Origin of the sequence: Parasphingopyxis lamellibrachiae (genome assembly GCF_003385775.1) — a bacterium.
Lineage (GTDB): Bacteria > Pseudomonadota > Alphaproteobacteria > Sphingomonadales > Sphingomonadaceae > Parasphingopyxis > Parasphingopyxis lamellibrachiae.
In genome coordinates this window covers 1,593,540-1,615,453 of record NZ_QRDP01000004.1, presented here as the reverse complement: position 1 = coordinate 1,615,453, position 21,914 = coordinate 1,593,540, and the positions used below count along the sequence as shown (strand labels likewise).

Sequence of the window (21,914 nt, the reverse complement as noted above, 5' to 3'; positions counted from 1 at the left end):
CGCTGGCATTCGTCCGCTCCCCGGCTAGCTAGTATGCCGGGCCATGGCGCATGGCGTTTTCTGGCCTGATGCTTTGCCCCGGTCCGCGGGTTCGGAACTCCAGTCGGATTGTGAAAGAACCTCGAATTCGTCTGGCGTCAGCGGCGTCACGAATTCGCATCCGGCATGATATTCATCCAACCAGACGATTTTCGCTCCGATGAGCGGAAGTCCCGCGAAATCGAGATAGATCAGGCCCTGGATCTTGGTGTGACTGGACGCATCGAGCTGGCACCCTCTTGGTGAGAGGTTGCTGACGTGCACGCGGCACGGCCGTTTCTCGAAAGAATGCGCCCGGGCATCCACCGCGAGATCGCGGCGTTCGCCAGAGCGCCTTTCGCCTCCAGCAAAGGCGAGCATGTCGTTCTTGTACATTTTTAATTTTCCCCCCGGAAAACAGGGGTACGCTTTGGCATGATGATGTTAAAATCACGCTAACATGGTCGGAGTTGTCGCGCGGTTCGGGCAATCCCTTTCTGGAGGGAAGCGTCTAGCGCAGCGCGTCGATCTCGCGGGCCAGGGCGCTGTCGCGATGGCCGATCAGCCGATCCGTTTCGGACAGGTAACGGCTGCCTTCCGAGCCGAGATAGCGGGATCGCGGGGCATGGGAAGGCTGGCGATTCTTGCGCGCCCTGCTCAGGCCCCATCCGGCGATCAGGTAAACGGGAATGACCATGGCGGTCACGAAGAGCGTGAGGGCGATGGCCGATACGCGGACCCAGATGGCATTGACGCCCAGCGAGTTGGCTATGGCGGCGCACACGCCGAGCAGTTTGCGATCCTGGCGGACGACCATGTTTCCTGTGTTACTGTATCCCATCTCACTTCTCCTGTCTTGATGGCCTAGCCGGCCGATGATTTCTTCATTGCGGCGAGTTCCGCATCTACTTTTGCGTTCAGCTTGCGATTTTGCGCGACATATTCGTCATCGTCGGATCCGATGGCCGCTGCATCGGCATGGCCTTCCGCTTCGTCCACTTTCCGTTCGAGGGCGTCGAAGCGAGTAAAGGCGTCCTGCACAGCACCGCCGTTCAGCAGTTCGCGCAGGCGGATGCTGCTTTCGGCCGATTCCAGCCGGGCGCGTATGTTGCTCCGGCGGGTGCAGGCTTCGCTGAGCTTGGCCTGGAGCCGGGAAATATCGGTGTGATTGGCATTGAGCGCCTTTTCGAGCGTGGCGACTTCCCGGTCGAGCTCGGCAATGCGCGCATCGGCCTTGTTCTTTTCGAGCAGGGCCTGCCGCGCCAGATCGTCGCGGTCGCGGCTGATCGCCAGTTCGGCTTTCTCGTGCCAGTTTTCGGCCATCGTCCTGAGGGCGGTTTGCGCGGCCTGCAATTCCTTCAGGTCGGCGATCGTCCGCGCGGTCGAGGCGCGCACATGGACGAGGGTCTCTTCCATTTCGATGATGATCATCCGGATCATCTGTTCGGGCTCGGGGCTGTGATCGAGCATATCGGCAAGATTGGCGGCGAGGATATCGCGCATCCGCGAGAAGAGCCGGGCCCCCTGACTGCGGATCTGCACCTGGCCATAGTCACCCGCCCGAGCCGGTGCCGAGGCGATCGGATCAAGGTCGAGCCGGGTGGCCATTAGGCAGCACTCTGCTGGGTTGCGGTCTGGGCGAACTGGGTCTGCGTAGCAGTACTACCTGCCTGGACCGGGCCGACCGTGCCGAGGATGCACATTGTTGAAACGGCAGCGGCTGCGACCGTAGCGAAGAAACGTTGCTGTATGCTGTTCTGGTTGTTCATTTTAGGTCTCCTGAACCTTGGCCTGTGTCTGTGTTCCGACTGTGCCGGTAACGCCAACAACTAAGCAGGAGTCGTGCCAGAATCAGAAAATGGAAGATTTACAGGAGTTTGGAGTATCAGGCATGCATTGCGGCACAGGATATGTGCGTACTGTTGGCGTAATTTGCCAATACTTGGTGCGGCTATATTCGAGTGCTGAGCTCCGGGGCTCTTATTGCGTTCCGCTCTGACGGGCCATCCAGCGGCGCATCTCTTCTTCAAGCGTGCTGAGGGGAACAGAGCCCATCGCAAGTATGGCGTCGTGAAAGGTCCGCCGGTCGAAATTTTCGCCCAGTGCTGCTTCGGCTTCACTGCGCAACCGCCGGATCGTGAGTTCGCCCAGCTTGTACGCAAGGGCCTGACCGGGCCAGCTGATATAGCGGTCGATTTCGTTCTCGATCTCGAGATCGGAGAGCGCCGTGTTGGCGGCAAGATAGTCGATCGCCTGCTGGCGCGGCCAGCCATAGTGATGCAGGCCCGTATCGATAACGAGCCGCGCTGCGCGCCACATCTCATAGGAGAGCCGCCCGAAATTCTCATATGGCGTGCGATAGATGCCCATCTCGATGCCGAGATATTCCGTGTACAGGCCCCAGCCTTCGCCATAGCCGGAGAAATAGGTGTAGCGGCGGAACTCGGGTCCGGCGTCGCGTTCTTCGGCCAGAGCGGCCTGCATCGAATGGCCTGGCGCGCATTCGTGCAGGGTTAGTGCGGGCGCATTGTAGAGCGGCCGGCTCGGCAGGTCATAGGTGTTCATCAAACAGCTTCTGAGACCGCCGCGCCCGGACGTATAATAGGGGGCAATTTCATCCGGCACCGGCAGAATCGTGAACCGGCGGCGGGGCAGCAGGCCGATGACATCGCCGATCGTTGCGTCCGCGCGTTTGGCAACATAGGCGGAAAACATCATCAGCTCTTCGGGCGTTTGCGCATAGAATTGGGGATCGGTGCGCAGGAAGACGAGAAATTCGTCGAACGTTCCTTCGAAACCGCTCTCCGCAATCGTCGCATCCATCTCGGCGCGGATACGGGCGACCTCGCCCAGCCCGATCTGATGGATTTCCTCGGCCGTCAGATCGAGCGTCGTATATTCGCGGATCTGTGCGGCATAATAGGCCTCGCCATCGGGCAGAGCGTTGGCGGCCGTCGTTGTCCTGGCGGCAGGCTGATACTCATCGCGGTAAAAGGCCAGCAGTTCTGTATAGGCCGGCACCACTGTTTCGGCGATAGCTGCGCGCGCCTGAGCCTGCAAAGCGGCTTGCCGGTCCGCCGGAATGCTGGCGGGCATATCCCGGAAAACGGCGTAGAAGGGATTGGCCTCGGCATCGCTTTCGGCATAGCCGACCATAGACTGGTCCCGGCCTGCAAGCGTTACCTGCGGCACGGTAAAGCCGCGCGCCATGCCATCGCGCATATTGGCGATATTCTCGGCGAAAAAACGCGGAATATCGCGCATCCGGCCGATATAGCGTTCGAAATCCCCGGCCGTTGTCAGCCGGCCCGGGCGCGGGCTCAATCCTGTCCAGAAAGAGGTGTCGCTCGTGAGTGGCATTTCCCATTCGCGGTAGCGCGCATCGGAGGCAGCGCTTTCCAGATTGGTCCGGAACACCGATGCATTGATCCTTTCGGCCTCTGAAAGTGCGCTGACGGGGATTGCGTCGAGCTGGCTCAGCATATCCTCCCAATGTGCAAGGCGACGCAGCTGGGTCGCCGGATCGACGGCAGGCAGACGGTCGCCGCTGGCGAGCTGGCCATCGGCATCATGGACTTGCGCGAACTCCTCCATGTTCCATGCCCAGTCCGCTTCGTAAAGCGCGCGCAACTGCTCGTCGGCGCTTGCCGGTACTACGTTTTGCGTGGCCGAAGCTGCCGCGGCGGGAAGCGCCAGGGGCGCGCAGCCAAGTAAGAGGGGGAGCAGAAAGCGGCGCGTGTGCATAGCGATATCCTCATGCAGGGAAGGGTCTTCGGTTTTCGTATGAAGGGTCACCGGCGGCGCTCCGTCAAGCCTTGTGCGGAAATAGGCGATTCCGGCACTCGACTTGGTCGCAGCTCCGGGTTACGCTTACGTCAAGTTTCGGGACATTTTGAAACAGGATTCAGTGATGGGCGAAAAAGCGATCAGCGCGGAAGGTGTTGCCGAGAAGGACCGGTTGAACGAGGACAATCTCGACGCATGGATGCGTGAGCATGTCGAAGGTTTTGCCGGGCTGGCTTCCTATGTGAAATTTGCCGGTGGCCAGTCCAACCCGACATACCGGGTTGAAGACCAGGCTGGGCGCTCGCTGGTGTTGCGCCGCAAGCCTTTCGGCCCGATCCTGCCCTCCGCCCATGCCGTGGAGCGCGAATATCGGGCGATAGCGGGGCTGCATCCCACGGGCTTCCCCGTCGCCAGGCCCTATGCGCTGTGCGAAGACGATGATGTTGTCGGCTCGGCCTTTTACATCATGGAAATGGTGGAGGGGCGTACCTTCTGGGATGGAATGCTTCCCGAGCAGGAGCCCGCCGAGCGGACATCGATCTACCGCTCGATGATCGGTACGCTCGCCCGGCTGCACAATCTGGATTACAGGGAGATCGGCCTCGAAAATCACGGCAAGACCGGAAACTATTTCGAACGCCAGATAAACACCTGGACTAAACAGTATCGCCGCTCCGAAACCGAAACGATCGACGAGGTCGAGCGGCTGATAGAATGGTTGCCGAAAACCGTGCCCGAACAGACGCGTACGTCAGTAATCCATGGCGATTACAGGATCGACAATATGATCTATGCGCCTGACCGGCCCGAGGTGCTTGCCGTTCTCGACTGGGAGCTGTCGACCCTTGGCGACCCGCTGGCCGATTTTACCTATCTCGCCCAGAACTGGGTCATGGAGGGAACCGGCACGGCGTCTTTGGGCGGGCAGGACCTTGCCGGGACGGGCATTCCGACGCTGGAAGAGGCGACGGCGCTGTATTGCGAGCTGACGAACCGCGATTCCGTGCCCGATCTCAACTGGTATTTCGCCTATAACCTGTTCCGGCTGACCGGGATTCTGCAGGGCATCAAGAAGCGCTGGCTCGATGGCACGGCGTCTTCGGCGGAAGCGGAAGAACGCTCTAAGCGTGTACCCGAGCTGGCCCAGGCCGCCTGGGGTTTCGCCCGCGCTGCCGGAGCGCCGGCCTGAAAGCGAAAGGATTGCCCATGTCTCAGTTCAATCTCGACGGTAAAGTAGCAATCATCACCGGTTCTTCGCGCGGGATCGGCAAATCGACGGCCGAACAGTTGGCGGCCAATGGCGGAAAGGTTGTCATTTCTAGCCGCAAGCAGGAGCCTTGCGATGCGGTCGCCGCCGCGATCAATGCGGACCATGGAGAAGGCACGGCCATTTCCGTTCCGGCGAACATCTCTTCGAAAGACGATCTCCAGAATCTTGTCGATGAGACGCGCAAAGCCTTTGGCCGGATCGACATCCTTGTCTGCAATGCGGCCAGCAATCCGCATTACGGTCCGATGTCGACGATCGAGGATGAGCAGTTTCGCAAGATCCTCGACAATAATATCCTGTCCAATCACTGGCTGATCCAGATGGTGGCGCCGGAAATGCGGGATCGCAAAGAGGGCTCGATCATTATCGTCTCGTCGATCGGCGGGCTCAGGGGGGCGGTCGATATCGGCACCTATTGCATCTCTAAGGCGGCCGATATGCAGATGGCGCGCAACCTTGCCCATGAATTCGGGCCGGACAATGTCCGGGTGAACTGCATCGCGCCGGGGCTCATCCGCACGGACATGGCCCGTGCCCTCTGGGAAAATCCCGAACGGGCGGAATTGGTAAATGCAACGACGCCGCTGGGGCGGATCGGCGAACCGCCCGAAATTGCGGGCGCTGCCGTTTATCTCGCCTCTTCCGCGTCCACCTTCATGACCGGTCAGGTGCTGGTTATCGATGGTGGCCGCACGATCTAGATCAAGGGAATTCACATGAACCGCTTCGAAGAAAAATCAATTATCGTCACGGGCGCGGGATCCGGCATCGGCCGGGCGACCGCCAGGCGCTTTGCAGCGGAAGGCGGCAAGGTGATCGCGGCGGACAAGATGCCGACCGTACATGAAACGGTCCAGATGATCACTGCCGACGGCGGCACTGCAATCGGCGTCGAAATGGATGCCGGCAGCGAAAGCGATGTGAAGGCGCTGGTCGACCGGGCGATAGCCGAAAATGGCGGGATCGACATCGTCTTCGCCAATGCGGGAATCACCGGCGGCTTGTCTGGCGGGCTGTTCGATTCAGACGCAGAGAGCTGGGCCGAAATACTGCGCGTCAACCTGATCGGGCCATATCTGGCGATCAAATATGCCGCGCCGGAGATAGAAAAACGCGGCGGCGGTGCGATTATCTGCACGGCTTCGGTGGCCGGCATCCGGTCGGGCGCTGGGCCGAGCTCCTATTCCGCCTCCAAGGCGGGCGTCATCAATCTCGTCAAGACGGCGGCGCAGCAGATGACGGGTAGCAATGTCCGCATCAATGCGGTTTGCCCCGGCATTATTGAAACCGGCATGACCAAGCCGGTGTTCGATTATGCGCGCGATGCCGGGAAGCTCGAGAAGATCGGCCAGCTCAATCCGCTGAAGCGCGGCGGCCAGCCGGAAGAACTGGCGGGTGCGGTTACGTTCCTCGCGTCTGACGATGCCAGCTATGTCAATGGCCAGGCGCTGGCGGTCGATGGCGGGCTGTCCTCATCCCATCCGGTTACGCGGCAGCTTCCGAAGCAGGCGGCACACTGATGGCAGAGGATTTTTTCGCAGGCAAAGTGGCAATCGTCACCGGCGGCGGGCGGGGGATCGGTGCGGCCACGGCGAGGTTGCTGGCCGGCCGCGGCGCGAAAGTCGCGATCAACTATTCGAAGAGCAAGGACGATGCAGAGGCTCTTGCTGCCGAATGCGGAGGCAATGCGAAGGCTTTTCGGGCGGACCTGTCGGCCGGCGAGGCTGGCGGGCTGGCCGAAGCCGTGAAAGCGGAATGGGGCCGGATCGATCTTCTCGTCAACAATGCCGGGACGACGAAATTCGCCAACCATGAAGATATGGATGCCCTCGATGCAGAGGATTTCCTGACCATCTATCGGCTGAACGTCGTCGCGGCTTTCGAGATGATCCGCGCCTGTACGCCGGCAATGCGGGAAGCGGGTGGCGGAACCATCGTCAATGTAGCGTCCGTCGCCGGAATTTTCGGCAATGGCTCTTCGGTTGCCTATGCTGCCTCCAAAGGCGCGATGGTCACGATGACAAAATCGCTGGCCCGGGCGCTGGCCCCCGATATCCGCATCAATGCCGTCTGTCCGGGCTATGTCGGCACCGGCTGGTTCGCCGATCGTTTCGGCGAAGAGGGGTTGAAAGCGCTAAACGCATCCATCGCAGAGAAAGTGCCGCTCGCTCATGCTGGTCAGGCCGAAGATGTCGCTGACGGCATTGTTACTCTGCTCGATGGCGCGACGCGGCTGGCCACGGGAGAGACTTTGCTGCTGGATGCCGGCGCGCATCTCGATGTCGGCCTGTCCCGGCGGCCCGGCAAGGAATTCTGAAGAAACGAACCACTGGCCCTGAGCTTGTCGAACGGTCGCCCTTTTTTATTTGAAAACACTGATAAGAAGGGCAGGGCTTCGACAGGCTCAGCCCGAACGGAGGTTGGGAAGCATGAAATATCGCAAATTGGGATCGAGCGATCTCGAAGTATCCGAGATTGCTTTTGGCACCTGGCTCACCACAGGTGTGGGGGTTGAGAAAGATGCTGCCATTGCCTGTATCGACCGCGCCTTCGATCGCGGGATAAATTTCATCGACACGGCAAATGTCTATGGGCGCGGCGCATCCGAGCTGGTGACCGGCGAAGCTCTGCAAAGCCGGGCGCGCGACAGCTATGTTCTTGCCACCAAGGTTTGGGGAAGAATGTCGGAAGCCGAGGAAGATCAGGGGCTTTCGCGCGCGCAGATAGAGAAGCAGCTTGATGCGTCTCTTGAAAGGCTGCGCACAGACTATGTCGATCTCTATCAGTGCCATCGCTACGACCCGAATACTCCGCTGGAGGAAACAATGGCCGCGCTGACGGCGGCGGTGCAGGCGGGCAAGGTGCGCTATATCGGCTTTTCCGAATGGGAGCCCGATCAGATCCAGGCGGCTCTCGATATGGTGCCGGGCGTTGAAAAATTCGTCTCCAGCCAACCGCAATATTCGCTTCTCTGGCCCAGGCCGGAAAAGGCCGTCATTCCGCTTTGCGTGGACAATGGAATTTCCCAGATTGTCTGGTCGCCCCTGGGGCAGGGTGTGCTCACGGGCAAATATAGCGCCGACGCTCCTCCACCAGAAGACAGCCGCGCGGCGAGTGATGCCATGGGAGGCTTTATGGAGCTTCTGATGCGACCCGAGGTGATCGGCGCCGTCGACCGGATCAGGCCGCTGGCCGAAGAAGCCGGGTGCAGCATGGCGCAGTTCGCGCTGGCCTGGGTCTTGCGCGAGCCCAATGTCGCATCGGCCATTGTCGGGGCGAGCCGCCCGGAGCAGCTGGACGACAATGCCGCTGCGAGCGGCCTTGAGATCGATCCGGCACTTTTCGCCCAGGCGGAAGCGATCGTCGCGGCGATCCCGCGACCTTAACCGGAAAAAACCGCCCAGCTTTCGACCTACGAAATATGCAGAGACCAGAATATGCCAACCAATCTCCAACAAATACTCGAGAGTTTCGCGCCTGCCGGCGAAGGGTACACCGTCGAGATTCCCTCGACCTGGATGCAGGGCCGTACGGCCTATGGCGGGCTCAGCGCTGCGCTTGGTCTGCATGCCGCGCAGCAGTCCGCCGACGATCTTCCGCCCCTCCGCTCTGCGCAGATATCGTTTATTGGCCCGCTTGCCGGCGAAGTGACCGTTACAACCAAATTGCTGCGGCGCGGGCGGACGGCGGCCTTTATCCAGTCCGACATCCACTCCGACAAAGGGCTGGGGCTGCGCGCGATTTACGTGTTCATGCAGGCGCTGGAATCCGAGGTCGATTATGCGCATCACGACGCGCCCAATATCGGCCCGCCGCCGCCCGACGACGCCCTGCGCTCCGGTCCGCCCGAATTTTTCACCCATCATTTCGAATATCGGGAAAGCCGCAATCCGGATGCCGAGGGCCTACCGCGCTTTACGCGCTGGCTGCGCCTTGCCGAACGCGACGGGATCGATCCGATGATCGAGATGATGGTGATGGGCGATGCGCTGCCCCCGGCGGCTGTGGCGCTGCAGTCGCGCGGTGCACCGGTGAGTTCAATCAACTGGTTCGCCAGTATCCTTGAGCCCGCGCCGGTGACTGAAAACGGCTGGTGGCTGTTGCGCACGGAATCGGATCTCGTCCGCCACGGCAACAGCAGCCAGCAAATGGGCCTGTGGTCGACGGACGGAACCGCCGTGCTTGCCGGGATGCAAAGCGTCGCGCTGTTCAGCTAAGTCGCCGCATTTCAGCACCGCCGATTTGATGGCCTAGGCTGCTGCCTCCGGAAAATAGAGTTTCGGCAGATCCTTTTTCAGGATCTTGCCGTTCGCGTTGCGCGGCAGCGTTTCTTCGACAAAGACGATCTTCACCGGCACCTTGAACTTGGCCAGCCGTTCGGCGACCCAGGCTTGCAACTCGGCCTCGCTCACCTCATGGCCGGGCGCGCAATGGACGACAGCGGCAGGTTCTTCGCCGAGCTGCTTGTGCGGAATACCGACCAGCGCGGCATCGGTTACGGCCGGATGATCGTAGAGGCAGTTCTCGACTTCGCTCGAATAGATATTCTCGCCACCGCGGATGATCATGTCCTTGGCCCGGTCGCAGATATAGCAGAAACCTTCGTCGTCCAGTTTCGCAAGATCGCCGGTGCGGATCCAGCCGTCGACAAAGGCCTCCTCATTCGCTTCCGGCTTGTTCCAATAGCCTTTGACGACCATCGCGCCAAACGCCCAGAGTTCGCCGATCTCTCCTACGGGTAACTCCCGCGTACCGTCTTCCGACATGATTTTGAGCTGCGCGACCGGAACGGGCGGGCCGCAGCTGTCCGGGCGGTTGAGATAGTCCTCGGCGCTGTGGCCGGTCACCGTGCCCGAGGTTTCGGTCATCCCCCAGCCCATGGCTGGCGAGGATTTGAAATCGCTTTTGATCTTGCGGACGAGATCGGGCGATGCCGGGGCACCGCCATAGGTGATGCTGTCGAGGCTAGAAAGATCGTATTTGTCCCGGTCGGGGTGTTCGAGAATCTGCCAGGCGATCGTCGGGACGCCGCCAGTCAGCGTGACCTTCTCGCGCTCGATCAGCTCCATCGCGCGAACGGTGTCCCATTTGCGCATCAGCACCAGTTTCGATCCGCCGGCCATCACCGGGCCCATCATGGCGGTGCATCCGGTAACGTGGAACAGCGGGATGACGAGCAGCACCGTCATCGGATCGGGCAGCGTGCCGGGCGGCGGCAGCTCCTCACCGCGCCGGAGCGCGCCGCGCGTGGTGGCATAGGCGGAGGAAAGCAGGTTGGTCAGCGAATTGCGATGCGTTGCGACCGCGCCCTTGGGCTGGCCGGTCGTGCCGCTCGTATAGAGAATGGACGCGTCGGTCTCCGGGCCGATATCGGCTTCGGGAAAGTCCGTGTCGGGAAGGCCTGCCCATTCATGGCTCGTTCCGATCAGATCGGCGAGGGCGATAACCCCCTGATCGAGATCGCCGGCGGGCCGCGTTACGATAATATTCTCGAGTGTCGGCAGGTTTTCGAGATGTGGCTTGATCCGCTGATAGAGCGAGCCATCGGCAATAAGAATTTTGGCCCCGGAGTCCGTCAGTCCATATTCGAGCTCGCCGCCCGTCCACCAGCCGTTGAGCGGAACCGCGATAGCGCCGAGCGAAAGCGTGGCGAAATAGGCCACCGGCCATTCCGGCAGGTTGCGCGCAGCAAGTGCGACGCGATCGCCTTTTTCGACGCCCATTTCGCGCAGCTTATGCGCCAGCGTTGCGGCCGCGCGGAACCAGGCGTCATAGGTCACCCGTTCGTCTTCGAAGATGATGAACTCACGGTCGCCAAAGGCAGCGCGAGCGAGCCGGGCAAAATCGGCGAAGGTGGGCGGGATGCTCTTCCAGACTGTCGTCGGCCGGCCGTTGATCTCCACCACCTCTGTCTCGAACGGACTCCCTTCGGAGGTCAGCATCGCATTGGCCCTCGCGAGGGAGACAACAGGCCAGTCGGGATGGTCGGGATTCAGATTGATCTCGGTCACGTAAATTCTCTCCAAAAGGAATGGCCGGTGGATTTGCGATTCCCCGGCTTCTGGCTTTTGCTCTTGCTATGAGGCGAAGCGCCTAATCACAAGGGGCGGCTTCCCCTTACGTAACGTCAGCCTTGCCAGCCCCCCGGTCGATGCGCGACAAGCGAAAGAAAACGCTAGCGGAGAATTCCCCATGTCAGTGATCACCACCGAACGTCATGACGATGTGCTCGTCATCATTTCAAACAATCCGCCTGTCAATGCGCTGGGCCAGGCTGTCCGGCAGGGGTTGGCCGATGGTATCGAGGAAGCGCTTGGCGACGACAGTGTTAAAGCGGTTGTGATTCGCTGTGACGGACGGACCTTTTTTGCCGGTGCGGACATTACCGAATTCGGCAAGCCGCCGCAGGGGCCGGGGCTGGGCGATGTGCTCGATACGATCGAGGCGAGCGACAAGCCCGTGGTTGCCGCCATTCATGGCACGGCGCTCGGCGGCGGCTGCGAAGTTGCATTGGCCTGCCATTACCGCGTGGCCGTTCCCTCCGCGAAACTCGGCCTGCCTGAAGTCAAGCTCGGGCTCATTCCCGGTGCCGCCGGTACCCAGCGGTTGCCGCGGGTCGTAGGCGCGGAGGCCGCACTGCCGATGGTTGTCGTCGGCAATCCGATTGCGGCCAGCAAGGCCCAAGCCATCGGGCTGGTCGACGCGATCGTCGGCGAAGAGAGTCTGGCGGAAGAAGCGGTCGCCTTTGCGCGCGCGCAGACGGATAAGCCCGTGCCGCGCTCGAGCGAGGGCACAGCGAACCGCGATGGCGTCGAAAATCCGGCGATCTTCGACGAGTTCCGCGCCAAACATGGCCGCAAACTGCGCGGTTTCGACGCACCGGCCGCCGGTATCGAGGCGGTGAAAGCTGCCGGCGAGATGTCCTATGAAGACGGCGTCAAGAAAGAGCGCGAGCTGTTCATGGGGTTGATGGGCGGCACGCAATCGGCCGCCATGCGTCATTATTTCTTCGCCGAGCGCGCCGCGAACAAGATCGAAGGCATCGCCAGGGATATCGAACTTCTGCCGATCAGAAAGGTTGGCGTGATCGGGGCCGGCACGATGGGTGGCGGCATTTCGATGAATTTCCTCTCCGCCGGTATCCCGGTGACGATCCTTGAGATGGAACAGGAGGCGCTGGACCGCGGCACGGGCGTGATGCGCGCCAATTATGAACGCACGGCCAAGCGTGGACGGATGACCGCCGAACAGGTTGAGCAGGCGATGGGCCTGCTGACGCCGACCCTGGACTATGACGATCTGGCTGATTGCGACCTGGTTATCGAGGCCGTGTTCGAGAATATGGACGTGAAGAAAGAGGTGTTCGCCAAGCTGGATTCGGTGGTGAAACAGGGTGCGCTCCTTGCTTCCAACACCAGCTATCTGAATGTCGATGAGATCGCGACGGCGACCAAGCGTCCCGAAGCCGTTCTCGGCCTGCACTTCTTCTCGCCGGCCAATGTCATGAAGCTGCTGGAGGTGGTGCGCGGCGAAAAGACCGCCGATCAGGTGCTCGCCACGGCGATGAAGCTGGCCAAGAAGATCGGCAAGATCGCCGTCGTTGCCGGAGTTTGCGACGGTTTTATCGGCAACCGCATGCTCAGCCCGCGCCAAGGGCAGGCCAATGCGCTGATCATGGAAGGCGCCAATTACTGGGAAGTCGACGAGGTTTTGCTCGATTTCGGTTTTCCGATGGGGCCGTTCCAGATGTCCGATCTTGCCGGCCTCGATATCGGCTGGCACCGCGACCCGACCCGGATCGAAAGCATCCGGGACGCGCTGTGCGCGATGGACCGGCGCGGCCAGAAAACCGGGGCAGGCTTTTATGACTATGACGAGGCGCGGCAGCGTACACCGTCCGACGATGTCAAAAAGCTGATCGCAGACTTCGCAGAGAAGCAGGGCGTCGAACAGCGCGATATCTCCAAGGAAGAGATTCGCGAGCGGCTGCTTTATCCGATGGTCAACGAAGGCGCGCTGATCCTGGAGGAAGGCATGGCGCAGCGGGCGAGCGACATCGATGTCGTCTGGATCAACGGCTATGGCTGGCCGCTTTATACGGGCGGGCCGATGTTCTGGGCCGATACGATCGGGCTGGACACGGTCGTTGCCGGCCTTGAAAAGCACAAGGAGCGACTGGGCGAGAATTTCCGCCTGTCGCAACTGCTGAAGGATAAGGCGGAGAAAGGCGAGCGGTTTAACTAGCGGCCTTCAGTCTCAACGATTCCCCGGAGAATGCCATGATTAGCGTCAGCGAGAAGACCGCCATCGAAACCGCCCAGGCCATCGCCAGAGGCGAATCCAGCGCGGAAGCGGAATGCGAAGCGGCAATTGCCCGGATCGAAGAGCGGGATGGCGACATCAATGCGGTCGTCGTTCGCGATTTCGACCGGGCCCGCGAAACAGCGCGCGCGGCTGACAAGGCAAACACCGCTGGTGAGACGAAACCGCTGCTCGGGGTGCCGATGACGATCAAGGAATCGCACGACGTTGCTGGCCTGCCAACGACCTGGGGTCTTGAGTCGGCGAAGGACTTCGTTGCGCAGAAGGATTCGCTCGTGGTCCAGCGCCTCAAATCGGCCGGCGCTATCCTGCTTGGTAAAACCAATGTGCCGCCTATGCTGGCCGACTGGCAGTCAGAAAATCCGGTCTATGGCCGAACCGGCAATCCCCACGATCTTTCGCGGGTCGTTGGCGGTTCGTCGGGCGGCTCGGCGGCGGCGCTTGCCGCGGGAATGGTGCCGCTTGAATATGGGTCGGATATTGGCGGCTCGATCCGCATTCCGGCCAATTTTTGCGGCGTCTACGGGCTCAAGCCGAGCTATGGCGTCGTGCCGCTCGAAGGCCATTTCTTCCCTGGCACGGATGGCGCCGATATTCCGCTCTCGGTCACCGGGCCGCTTGCGCGCAGCGCCGCTGACCTGGCTCTGGCGCTGGACCTGACATCGGATATCGCGCTGCCGCGAACCCGGCGGAAGAACCTGGATGAGTGCCGCCTGCTCGTCGTGACAGACAGCGACCTCGCGATTGTCGACGATGCGATTGCGGCAGCCATTGATGAGACGGTGGAGCGCTGCGAGCGCGCGGGCGCAGCGGTTACGCGGCAGAGCGACCTGCTGCCCGATCTTGCCGCTCTGCATCGCCAATATCTCCATATGCTGCTGACGGTGCTGGCCGCCCGCGATCCGGCATCGGACTATCCGCTGCCCGATTTCCCCGGCTGGATGGACATCCTCGACCAGCAGGCGCGGGCCCAACGCCAGTTCCGCGCCTTGTTCGGCGAATTCGACGCGATCCTCTGCCCCAATGCCGGCACCACCGCATTTCCGCATTCGTCGGTGCCGATGGGCGAACGCAAGCTGGTCGTGAATGGCGAGGAACGCCCGTTCGGCGAGCAGTTCGGCTGGGTCAGCATAGCCACCTATCCGGGCTTGCCTGCCGCCAGCGCTCCAATCGGTGAAGATGCGGACGGCCTGCCCATTGGGCTCCAGATCATCGGCGATTTCCACGCCGACCAGACAGTGGTTGCCCTGGCCCGCATGATCGGGGAACTGGCCTAGCCTTCCCCTTGCCATAGTCGCGCGACTATGCTTGACGTTAACGGAAACCAACGGCGCCCCGATGGCGAGCGAAAGAGGATAGCAATGGTAGGTCTTACAGACGAACAGGTGATGTTGCGCGATATGGCGCGCGAATGGTCGGACAAGGAAAATCCGGTCGCCGCTTTCCGCAAGGCGCGAGATGCCGGCCATGCCGAAGGCTATGATCCTGCCGTCTATGCGCAGATGGCCGAGATGGGCTGGACGGGAATCATCATTCCCGAAGAATTTGGCGGCAGCGACTTCGGTTTTGCCGGTCTCGGGCTGGTTCTCGAGGAGTTGGGCCGCAACGTTGCGGCGGCGCCTCTGGCGGCAAGCTCGACGGCGGCAATGGCCATCATACTGGGCGGGTCCGATGCGCAAAAAGCCAAATACCTGCCTAAAATCGCCAGCGGCGAACTTGTGGCGACACTGGCCATCGACGAAGGCGCGCATCATAATCCCGAGAAAATCGAAACCGTAGTGGAAGGCGGCAAGATCAACGGGGCTAAGGCCTTTGTCGCCGAGGGCGATAGTGCCAGCCTGTTTGTTGTGGCGGCAAAAGACGGGCTCTACCTTGTGGATGGCGATGCGGATGGCGTGTCGCGGGCAAAGCGCGCCGTTGTCGACTCCCGCAGCCATGCAGAAATCGCGTTCGACGATGTCGCGATCGGTAATGATTCCCGGCTCGCCGAAGGGGGAGACGATCTGCGTGGCAAGGTTCTCGATTGCGCTCGTGTGATTGCCTGTGCCGAGATGCTCGGGCTTGCCGTGCAGGCTTTCGCAACCACCAACGATTATCTGAAAACGCGGGTCCAGTTCGGGCAGGTGCTCTCGAGCTTCCAGGCGCTCCAGCACCGGATGGCCGAGATGTTCGGCGATCTGGAGATGATGCGTTCGGCCGTCGAGGCCGCCCTTCAGGCCCTCGATACGGATATTGGCAGCGCCGCTGAGACGGTTGCCGTCGCCAAGGCCACCGCAAACGATACGGTCCACCGTCTGACGCATGAGATGATTCAGCTTCATGGCGGCATCGGCATGACCGACGAGCATGACGCGGGCTTCTATTTCAAGCGCGCCCGCGTGCTGGAAAGCCAGTGGGGCGGATCCGGCTACCACCGCGAGCGATTCGCCAAGCTCAACAGCTATTGATCGTCCGACTGCCTCTCCGCCACCCGCCTCTCCGCCGTCATCCGTGAGCGACGGTCCGGCTGATCTGGCGCGGCGGGAAGCCGAATATGACCAGTTCGTCGAGAACAATCTCCGCGCCAACTATGTAGCGCATTTCGCCCATGGCATGCTCGGCATGACAGGGTTTCGCATATTGATGGCGCCGACTTTCCTGCCGGCCTATCTGTTTGCGCTGACCGGCTCGAACGCTCTTGTCGGGCTGGGACAGGGGCTGTTGCAGGCCGGGGCCGCCGTTTCGCCCATGATCAGCGCGTCCAATCTCGAGCACCGGACCCGTGTGATGCCGCGCGCGATCCAGATCGGCATCGCCATGCGCGTGCAGATACTGGGCCTGGCGCTTGCCGGCTTTTTCCTGACCGGTTCGCTCCTTCTGTTCGCGACATTCCTGTTCCTTTTTCTGCTGGGCTTTTTCCAGGGGCAGCAGCGCGTTGCTTTCCAGATGCTGCTTTCAAAGGTTATTCCGATTGCTCGGCGCGGGCGCCTGCAGGCTTATCGCAATGTCGCCGGTGCGGGGATCGCGGCCTTGCTTTCCTATTTTGCCGGCGCCTGGTTCATCGAACATGAAACGCTTGGCAATGGCTATGCGACGACATTCCTGCTCTGCTTCGTTCTGACCAGTATCGGCCTCTACGTCCTTTACCGTTTCGTGCGCGAGCCCGAACCGCCGACGGTGCGGCCGAAAATGTCGATACGGGAACGGCTTCGCGACTTTCCGGAATTGCTGTCCGACCGCGATTATCGCTGGTTCGTGATTGCCCAGCTTTTTGCGGTTGCCGCCCGGATATCCATGCCCTTCTACATTCTCTACGCAGCCGACCGGATGGAATTGAGCGGGGCGGCGCTTGGACTGCTGACGGTCGCGTTTCTCGGCGCGGATACCATCTCGAACCTGCTCTGGGGGCATTTGGGGGATCGGCGCGGCTATCGGTTGACGATGATCCTCGCCTTGCTGGTCTGGCTTGCGGCGCTCGCTTTGCTGCTCGTCGCAAATGGCCCGATACCTATCTTCATCGCCTTTCTTGGGATCGGGGCGTCCATGTCCGGCTATATGATGAGCGCGACGACCATCGTGCTCGAATTCGGTAGCCGGGAAGACCTGCCGATGCGGCTCGCGCTATCGACAACGGCGGAAACGAGTATGGCGGCGCTTGGGCCACTCGCGGGCGGCCTCATCGCGGCGTCCTTCGGTTATGTCCCGCTGTTCTGGATTTCGATCGGCCTGATCCTCGCCGCGCTCATTGCGATGATAGGTTTCGTTCGCGATCCCCGAACGCGTGCCTGAACTCCCGCGCTCGTGCTGAGCCCGTCAAAGCGTTTGTGCGGTGCTCCGACGGGTTTAGCGTTGACGAAATGGAGTGGTCTAAGGCAGCTTCGCCTTGTCGAATCCAGCCCAGCACTCGTCATAGCCTGTCTGCAGCAGGGATGTGTCCATGGCGAAGCGGGTCGGCCGGATCGGCAGGCAACTTTCGAACATGAAGGCCATGGTATCGTCTACCTTTTGCGGTTTCAGGTCGGTGACCATCGCGTTTTCGGTCGAGGTTTTGTCCGGCCCGTGCGCGCTCATGCAATTGTGCAGTGACGCGCCGCCCGGAGCGAAGCCGCCGGCCTTGGCGTCATATTCGCCATGAACGAGCCCCATGAACTCGCTCATGATATTGCGGTGGAACCAGGGCGGGCGGAACGTGTCTTCGCCGACCAGCCAGCGCGGCGGGAAGATCACGAAATCGCAATTGGCGGTGCCGGGGCTTGCCGAAGGCGATGTCAGCACCGTGAAGATCGACGGATCGGGATGATCGAAGCTGATCGAGCCGATCGTGTTGAAATTGGCGAGATCGTATTTCACCGGCGCGAGATTGCCGTGCCAGGCGACCACGTCGAACGGCGAATGATCGAGCGTTGTGACCCATAGACCGCCGCTGAATTTCTGGATCAGTTCGACGGGTTCGTCGCTATCCTCGAATGCCGCAACAGGGCTGAGGAAATCGCGCGGATTGGCGAGACCGTTGGAGCCGATCGGCCCGAGATCGGGCAGGCGGAACGGCGCACCGTAATTCTCGCAGACATAGCCGCGCGCTTCGCGATCGGTGAGATCCACGCGGAATTTCAGGCCGCGCGGAATGACGGCGATCTCGTTTGGCGCGACGTCGAGCACGCCCATTTCGGTTACGATCCGCAGAGCGCCCATTTGTGGAACGATCAGCATCTCTCCATCGGCGTTGAAGAACGCGCGGCCCTCCATAGACCGGTTGGCCGCGTAAAGATGAATGCCGATCCCGGCCTGGCTGTCCGCCGCGCCATTCCCGGCCCAGGTGACGAGCCCGTCGACCCAGTCCAGCTCGGCCTCGGGCGTCGGCAGTGGATCCCAGCGCAGCCGGTTGGGTTCGAAGGTCACGCCCGATATCGGCGCGGTCTCGATCCGTTCTCCGCCGCGATAGGGTTCGAAGCGATCATGCATGGCGCTCGGCCGCATCCGGTAGAGCCAGCTCCTGAGATTGCGGTCACGCGGCACGGTGAAGGCCGTGCCGGAGAGCTGTTCGGCATAAAGGCCGAAAGCAGGGCGTTGCGGGCTGTTGCGGCCCTCGGGCAATGCGCCCGCGACAGCCTCGGTCGCGAACTCATTGCCGAAGCCGGATTGGTATTTGAAGTCTGTCATTCGCCGTCTCCTTCCTTCTCCCTCGATGGGAGAAGGATATAAAGCCTTGGCACCGCAGGTGCTTAGGCGCAGTTGGATGAGGGTGAGCGGAGCTTTGCTCCGCGCGCTTTCCATGAAAGCGATTACCCCTCACCCAGCTCCGACTAGGCGACCCTTCGACAAGCTCAGGGGCGCCAAGTCTGCGCAACCCTCTCCCACAAGGGGAGAGGGAGGGCGTTACGCTTCCTCTTTCGCCGGAATCACGCCGCGATTGATCTGGTCGAGCTCGATGCTCTCGAACAGTGCCTTGAAATTGCCCTCGCCAAAGCCTTCATTGCCCTTGCGCTGGATGATCTCGAAGAAGATCGGCCCCACCATATTCTCGGTGAAGATCTGCAAGAGCAGACCGCCGCCGGTTTCCGGCGCGCCATCGATCAGGATCTTGCGTTTGCGCATCGCTTCCACGTCATGGCCATGGCCGGGAAGGCGTTCGTCGAGCAGGTCGTAATAGGTGTCGGGCGTATCCTGGAAGCGGACGCCGCGCTCGCGCAAGGCATCGACGGTGCCGAAGATATCGTCAGTCGAAAGTGCGATATGCTGGATACCTTCGCCCTTATAGTCGCGGATGAATTCCTCAATCTGCGAATGTTCGTCCTGGCTTTCGTTCAAAGGAATTCGGATCTTGTCGTCAGGCGCGGTCATCGCGCGGCTGAAGAGGCCGGTCTGCGCGCCTTCGATGTCGAAATAGCGGATTTCGCGAAAATTGAAGATGCGCTCATAATATTCGGACCAGACATCCATCTGTCCGCGCTTGAGATTGTGCGTCAGATGATCGAGCGTGTGCAGACCGACGCTGTTCGCTTCCGCCACCGCGCCTTCGACCGGCTCGAAATCGATATCATAGATGGTCGCCGCACCGGGCTTGTCGACCAGATAAAGGTTGGCCCCGCCAATGCCCTCGATCGCCGGGATGTTGAGCTCCATCGGGCCGACCTTGCCGGTGACCGGCGTTGCGCCGCGTTCGACGGCGAGTTCGAGCGCCTTGTGCGCATCGGCGACGCGGAAGGCCATCGCGTTGGCGGAAGGACCGCGCTCCTCGCGGAACTTCGCAGCCTGCCCGTCCGGCTCCATATTGAGGATGAAGTTGATGTCGCCCTGCGTATAGCGGCGAACGTTCTTGCTGCGGTGATTGCCAATATGGGTGAAGCCCATCCGGGTGAAGAGATCGGCCAGCGCATCGGGGTCGGGGCCGGTGAATTCGACAAATTCGAAGCCATTAAGGCCCATAAGGTTTTCGGGTGTCTCGGTCATAAAACTATTCCTGTAAAAGCGATCGGAGGTGCATATCGCCAGCCTTTTCCGGGCGTCTCGCCCGCTGGCGTGGGAGTGCGCGCAGAGGCGCGCGCCGGAGCTAGCTCGCGAGCGAGCGGCTCAGCCGATGGACCGTCCAATAGGCAATGGAATAGAGAATGCGGTTCATGACGCGCAGTATAGCGAAAATTTTGGGGTTTGTCAGGAGGTGTGAGGTGGAGGCCAGTGACTCAGTTTGAATGTCCGCTATCGATCCATTGCGGACGTTCCGCTTCCCAAAATAACGCCGGCACAGAGAAAGACGCAGAAATGCGATCTGTTATCATTTAGATAGTGTTTTTGACACGTTCATGTACGATCATTACACCCAATGGCAGGGCGCGCGTAACTCCATTTTGGGGAGGGCTTGATGAGTAAGAAACTCGATCGCCGATTGTTTTTGAGACGGGTCGGCGCCGCAGTTGGTGTAGGCGCATTGGGGGCTGTGGCAGGATGCGCCCATCCGCGAGGATACCAGGTCACCGACCGCGACGCCGGCAGGTACGCCGATCCGATAGGCGGTGGACGCGGCGGCGGTCGCAGTGGCATTACCGACAGCGATACCGGCAACTATGCCGACCCGGTTGGCCGCGGACGCGGCGGCGGTCGCAGTGGCATTACCGATAGCGACACCGGCAACTATGCCGATCCGGTAGGCCGTGGCCGTGGCGGCGGCCGGAGCGGCATTACCGACAGCGACACCGGCAACTATGCCGATCCGGTAGGCCGTGGCCGTGGCGGCGGCCGGAGCGGCATCACCGACAGCGACACCGGCAACTATGCCGACCCGGTTGGCCGTGGCCGTGGCGGCGGTCGCAGCGGCATTACCGACAGCGATACCGGCAACTATGCGGATCCAGTAGGCCGTGGACGCGGCGGCGGTCGTGGCGGCATTACCGATAGCGATACTGGTAGCTATGCCGATCCGGTGGGCCGTGGACGCGGCGGCGGTCGTGGCGGCATTACCGACAGCGATACCGGTAGCTATGCCGATCCGGTAGGCCGTGGACGTGGTGGCGGTCGGGGCGGCGTTACCGACAGCGATACCGGTAGCTATGCCGATCTGGTAGGCCGTGGACGCGGCAGGTAGCATCCTCGGTAGCAGGGGCGTCACGGATAGTAATAGCGACTCCAACTCTGATCGCGGCAGCTCCGGCCAGGGAACCAATCACCAGAACTTATTCGGGCATCGCATCGGCATTCAGCTGAAGCGATGTCTGGACAAGAAAATGGCCAAATGTGGATAGTCCTGGTCGGAAAGTCTGCTTTCCGCCCATTGCGGACGTTCAAACTGAGCCTCTAGCAAACAATGCCCTCAATCCCGCCCGAGCCACCAACGTTGTTCGCGGCCCGCGACATCTGTGATGGCCTGTCCGCGCGCATTCATCGCGGGTTCGTAGCGGAAGCGTTCGCGAATCAGGTGGCAGGTCGTGGCGTCGAGATCGGCATTGCCGCTGCTGTTGACCACTTCGCAGCGGGTGACGCGGCCATCACTGCCGACATACACGCGAGCGCCGACGGTGCCCTCGGCCCGGGCGCGGCGGGCGGCTCGGGGATAGTCGCGCGGGGTGATATAGCCTGCGATCCGCCGGGCGCGGGAGACCAGAGCGCCGCCGCCAGGGCCGTTTCCGCCAGCGCCGCTGCCCGTACCCGTGCTTTCGCCGCCTGCGCCGGTTCCCACGCCGGGCGTTTCGGCTGCCCCCTGCGTATTGGCTGCGCTTCGATTGGGGTCTGGCGATGCGGCGATAGTCGGCGGGGTGGGCAGCTGGATCACGGGGTCCGGCGCGACTATGGGAGTGGCTTCGGCGCGTAGATCGGGCGGAGCCGCGCCGCCCTCTTCCTCGGGATCGGGGGGTTGGGTGCTTTCGGGCGGAGGTGCGGGTTGCCGAAATTCCTGCATCTCGACGATATTGAGCCGCTCGCCAGCATCGCGGACGATATCCATCGCCAGGCCTGTCAGCAGCGCATAGCCGAGCAGCAGATGAACGAGGATGACACTCGCGATCGCGCTCAGCCGCTTACGGCTCGAGAGATTTTCAATGGCCATGCG

At 61.5% G+C, this 21,914-nt stretch carries 20 protein-coding genes; 11 read left to right on the top strand and 9 right to left on the bottom strand.

Going from position 1 to position 21,914, the window contains the following annotated elements:
• Nucleotides 1-24: 24 nt before the first annotated feature.
• The 5 genes from DFR46_RS08035 to DFR46_RS08020 all read right to left on the bottom strand — a co-directional run bounded on the left by DFR46_RS08035 (nucleotide 25) and on the right by DFR46_RS08020 (nucleotide 3,762).
• Nucleotides 25-414, bottom strand: a complete 390-nt coding sequence (locus tag DFR46_RS08035; protein ID WP_116235976.1) for a PilZ domain-containing protein — start codon at nucleotides 412-414, stop codon at nucleotides 25-27.
• Between the two features lie 115 nt (nucleotides 415-529).
• Entirely contained in the window at nucleotides 530-859 is a 330-nt protein-coding gene (locus tag DFR46_RS08030) for a PspC domain-containing protein (protein WP_116235975.1), read from the bottom strand.
• A gap of 23 nt (nucleotides 860-882) precedes the next feature.
• Nucleotides 883-1,626 carry a PspA/IM30 family protein gene (locus tag DFR46_RS08025; RefSeq protein WP_116235974.1) on the bottom strand — a complete coding sequence of 248 codons (744 nt, stop codon included), beginning with the start codon at nucleotides 1,624-1,626 and terminating at the stop codon, nucleotides 883-885.
• Nucleotides 1,626-1,787, bottom strand: coding sequence for a hypothetical protein (locus tag DFR46_RS14805; RefSeq protein ID WP_162843427.1), 162 nt, complete (start codon nucleotides 1,785-1,787; stop codon nucleotides 1,626-1,628). The genes DFR46_RS08025 and DFR46_RS14805 overlap by 1 nt, the downstream gene beginning before the upstream one ends.
• A 211-nt stretch (nucleotides 1,788-1,998) precedes the next feature.
• A complete protein-coding gene (locus DFR46_RS08020; RefSeq protein WP_116235973.1) occupies nucleotides 1,999-3,762 on the bottom strand; it encodes a DUF885 domain-containing protein in 1,764 nt (587 codons plus the stop codon).
• 166 nt (nucleotides 3,763-3,928) lie between these two features.
• Here DFR46_RS08020 and DFR46_RS08015 point away from each other — a divergent pair, with 166 nt between their 5' ends.
• The 6 genes from DFR46_RS08015 to DFR46_RS07990 all read left to right on the top strand — a co-directional run bounded on the left by DFR46_RS08015 (nucleotide 3,929) and on the right by DFR46_RS07990 (nucleotide 9,291).
• The gene (locus DFR46_RS08015) at nucleotides 3,929-4,993 is read left to right on the top strand and encodes a phosphotransferase family protein (RefSeq protein WP_116235972.1); all 1,065 of its coding nucleotides are present in this window, start codon (nucleotides 3,929-3,931) and stop codon (nucleotides 4,991-4,993) included.
• Nucleotides 4,994-5,010: 17 nt separating this feature from the next.
• Entirely contained in the window at nucleotides 5,011-5,775 is a 765-nt protein-coding gene (locus DFR46_RS08010) for an SDR family oxidoreductase (protein ID WP_116235971.1), read from the top strand.
• A gap of 15 nt (nucleotides 5,776-5,790) precedes the next feature.
• Complete coding sequence (locus DFR46_RS08005; RefSeq protein WP_116235970.1) at nucleotides 5,791-6,594, top strand: SDR family NAD(P)-dependent oxidoreductase; 804 nt, start codon at nucleotides 5,791-5,793, stop codon at nucleotides 6,592-6,594.
• Nucleotides 6,594-7,391, top strand: coding sequence for an SDR family NAD(P)-dependent oxidoreductase (locus DFR46_RS08000; protein ID WP_116235969.1), 798 nt, complete (start codon nucleotides 6,594-6,596; stop codon nucleotides 7,389-7,391). Before DFR46_RS08005 ends, DFR46_RS08000 begins: the two co-directional genes overlap by 1 nt.
• Before the next feature lie 112 nt (nucleotides 7,392-7,503).
• Nucleotides 7,504-8,460: an aldo/keto reductase gene (locus tag DFR46_RS07995; protein WP_116235968.1), complete on the top strand. Its 957-nt coding sequence runs from the start codon at nucleotides 7,504-7,506 to the stop codon at nucleotides 8,458-8,460.
• A 51-nt stretch (nucleotides 8,461-8,511) separates the two neighbouring features.
• Nucleotides 8,512-9,291, top strand: coding sequence for a thioesterase family protein (locus DFR46_RS07990; protein WP_116235967.1), 780 nt, complete (start codon nucleotides 8,512-8,514; stop codon nucleotides 9,289-9,291).
• 33 nt (nucleotides 9,292-9,324) lie between these two features.
• Here the strand turns inward: DFR46_RS07990 and DFR46_RS07985 are convergent, their stop codons facing one another.
• On the bottom strand, nucleotides 9,325-11,016 hold the full coding sequence (locus tag DFR46_RS07985; RefSeq protein ID WP_116237226.1) for a class I adenylate-forming enzyme family protein: 1,692 nt from the start codon (nucleotides 11,014-11,016) through the stop codon (nucleotides 9,325-9,327).
• Between the two features lie 250 nt (nucleotides 11,017-11,266).
• On the opposite strand from DFR46_RS07985, the gene DFR46_RS07980 reads away from it, so the two are divergent.
• The 4 genes from DFR46_RS07980 to DFR46_RS07965 all read left to right on the top strand — a co-directional run bounded on the left by DFR46_RS07980 (nucleotide 11,267) and on the right by DFR46_RS07965 (nucleotide 17,164).
• On the top strand, nucleotides 11,267-13,318 hold the full coding sequence (locus DFR46_RS07980) for a 3-hydroxyacyl-CoA dehydrogenase NAD-binding domain-containing protein (RefSeq protein WP_116235966.1): 2,052 nt from the start codon (nucleotides 11,267-11,269) through the stop codon (nucleotides 13,316-13,318).
• Nucleotides 13,319-13,353: 35 nt separating this feature from the next.
• Complete coding sequence (locus tag DFR46_RS07975) at nucleotides 13,354-14,673, top strand: amidase family protein (protein ID WP_116235965.1); 1,320 nt, start codon at nucleotides 13,354-13,356, stop codon at nucleotides 14,671-14,673.
• A gap of 84 nt (nucleotides 14,674-14,757) precedes the next feature.
• A complete protein-coding gene (locus DFR46_RS07970; RefSeq protein ID WP_116235964.1) occupies nucleotides 14,758-15,843 on the top strand; it encodes an acyl-CoA dehydrogenase family protein in 1,086 nt (361 codons plus the stop codon).
• Between the two features lie 43 nt (nucleotides 15,844-15,886).
• Nucleotides 15,887-17,164, top strand: coding sequence for an MFS transporter (locus DFR46_RS07965; RefSeq protein ID WP_245953750.1), 1,278 nt, complete (start codon nucleotides 15,887-15,889; stop codon nucleotides 17,162-17,164).
• A gap of 78 nt (nucleotides 17,165-17,242) precedes the next feature.
• On the opposite strand, the gene hmgA is transcribed toward DFR46_RS07965, so the two are convergent.
• Nucleotides 17,243-18,535, bottom strand: coding sequence for a homogentisate 1,2-dioxygenase (gene hmgA / locus DFR46_RS07960; RefSeq protein ID WP_116235962.1), 1,293 nt, complete (start codon nucleotides 18,533-18,535; stop codon nucleotides 17,243-17,245).
• Between the two features lie 216 nt (nucleotides 18,536-18,751).
• A complete protein-coding gene (hppD, locus tag DFR46_RS07955) occupies nucleotides 18,752-19,825 on the bottom strand; it encodes a 4-hydroxyphenylpyruvate dioxygenase (protein WP_116235961.1) in 1,074 nt (357 codons plus the stop codon).
• Nucleotides 19,826-20,234: 409 nt separating this feature from the next.
• Between hppD and DFR46_RS07950 the strand changes: the two genes are divergently transcribed.
• Nucleotides 20,235-20,954, top strand: coding sequence for a hypothetical protein (locus DFR46_RS07950; RefSeq protein WP_211306395.1), 720 nt, complete (start codon nucleotides 20,235-20,237; stop codon nucleotides 20,952-20,954).
• 225 nt (nucleotides 20,955-21,179) lie between these two features.
• Here DFR46_RS07950 and DFR46_RS07945 read toward each other — a convergent pair whose 3' ends face one another.
• Nucleotides 21,180-21,911 carry a TonB family protein gene (locus DFR46_RS07945; RefSeq protein WP_116235960.1) on the bottom strand — a complete coding sequence of 244 codons (732 nt, stop codon included), beginning with the start codon at nucleotides 21,909-21,911 and terminating at the stop codon, nucleotides 21,180-21,182.
• Nucleotides 21,912-21,914: the final 3 nt, after the last annotated feature.

Coding starts and splice junctions, on each gene's coding strand:
- DFR46_RS08035 (WP_116235976.1), bottom strand. CDS start 414: ATGTACAAGAACGACATGCTCGCCTTTGCTGGAGGCGAAAGGCGCTCT.
- DFR46_RS08030 (WP_116235975.1), bottom strand. CDS start 859: ATGGGATACAGTAACACAGGAAACATGGTCGTCCGCCAGGATCGCAAA.
- DFR46_RS08025 (WP_116235974.1), bottom strand. CDS start 1,626: ATGGCCACCCGGCTCGACCTTGATCCGATCGCCTCGGCACCGGCTCGG.
- DFR46_RS14805 (WP_162843427.1), bottom strand. CDS start 1,787: ATGAACAACCAGAACAGCATACAGCAACGTTTCTTCGCTACGGTCGCA.
- DFR46_RS08020 (WP_116235973.1), bottom strand. CDS start 3,762: ATGCACACGCGCCGCTTTCTGCTCCCCCTCTTACTTGGCTGCGCGCCC.
- DFR46_RS08015 (WP_116235972.1), top strand. CDS start 3,929: ATGGGCGAAAAAGCGATCAGCGCGGAAGGTGTTGCCGAGAAGGACCGG.
- DFR46_RS08010 (WP_116235971.1), top strand. CDS start 5,011: ATGTCTCAGTTCAATCTCGACGGTAAAGTAGCAATCATCACCGGTTCT.
- DFR46_RS08005 (WP_116235970.1), top strand. CDS start 5,791: ATGAACCGCTTCGAAGAAAAATCAATTATCGTCACGGGCGCGGGATCC.
- DFR46_RS08000 (WP_116235969.1), top strand. CDS start 6,594: ATGGCAGAGGATTTTTTCGCAGGCAAAGTGGCAATCGTCACCGGCGGC.
- DFR46_RS07995 (WP_116235968.1), top strand. CDS start 7,504: ATGAAATATCGCAAATTGGGATCGAGCGATCTCGAAGTATCCGAGATT.
- DFR46_RS07990 (WP_116235967.1), top strand. CDS start 8,512: ATGCCAACCAATCTCCAACAAATACTCGAGAGTTTCGCGCCTGCCGGC.
- DFR46_RS07985 (WP_116237226.1), bottom strand. CDS start 11,016: ATGCTGACCTCCGAAGGGAGTCCGTTCGAGACAGAGGTGGTGGAGATC.
- DFR46_RS07980 (WP_116235966.1), top strand. CDS start 11,267: ATGTCAGTGATCACCACCGAACGTCATGACGATGTGCTCGTCATCATT.
- DFR46_RS07975 (WP_116235965.1), top strand. CDS start 13,354: ATGATTAGCGTCAGCGAGAAGACCGCCATCGAAACCGCCCAGGCCATC.
- DFR46_RS07970 (WP_116235964.1), top strand. CDS start 14,758: ATGGTAGGTCTTACAGACGAACAGGTGATGTTGCGCGATATGGCGCGC.
- hmgA (WP_116235962.1), bottom strand. CDS start 18,535: ATGACAGACTTCAAATACCAATCCGGCTTCGGCAATGAGTTCGCGACC.
- hppD (WP_116235961.1), bottom strand. CDS start 19,825: ATGACCGAGACACCCGAAAACCTTATGGGCCTTAATGGCTTCGAATTT.
- DFR46_RS07950 (WP_211306395.1), top strand. CDS start 20,235: ATGAGTAAGAAACTCGATCGCCGATTGTTTTTGAGACGGGTCGGCGCC.
- DFR46_RS07945 (WP_116235960.1), bottom strand. CDS start 21,911: ATGGCCATTGAAAATCTCTCGAGCCGTAAGCGGCTGAGCGCGATCGCG.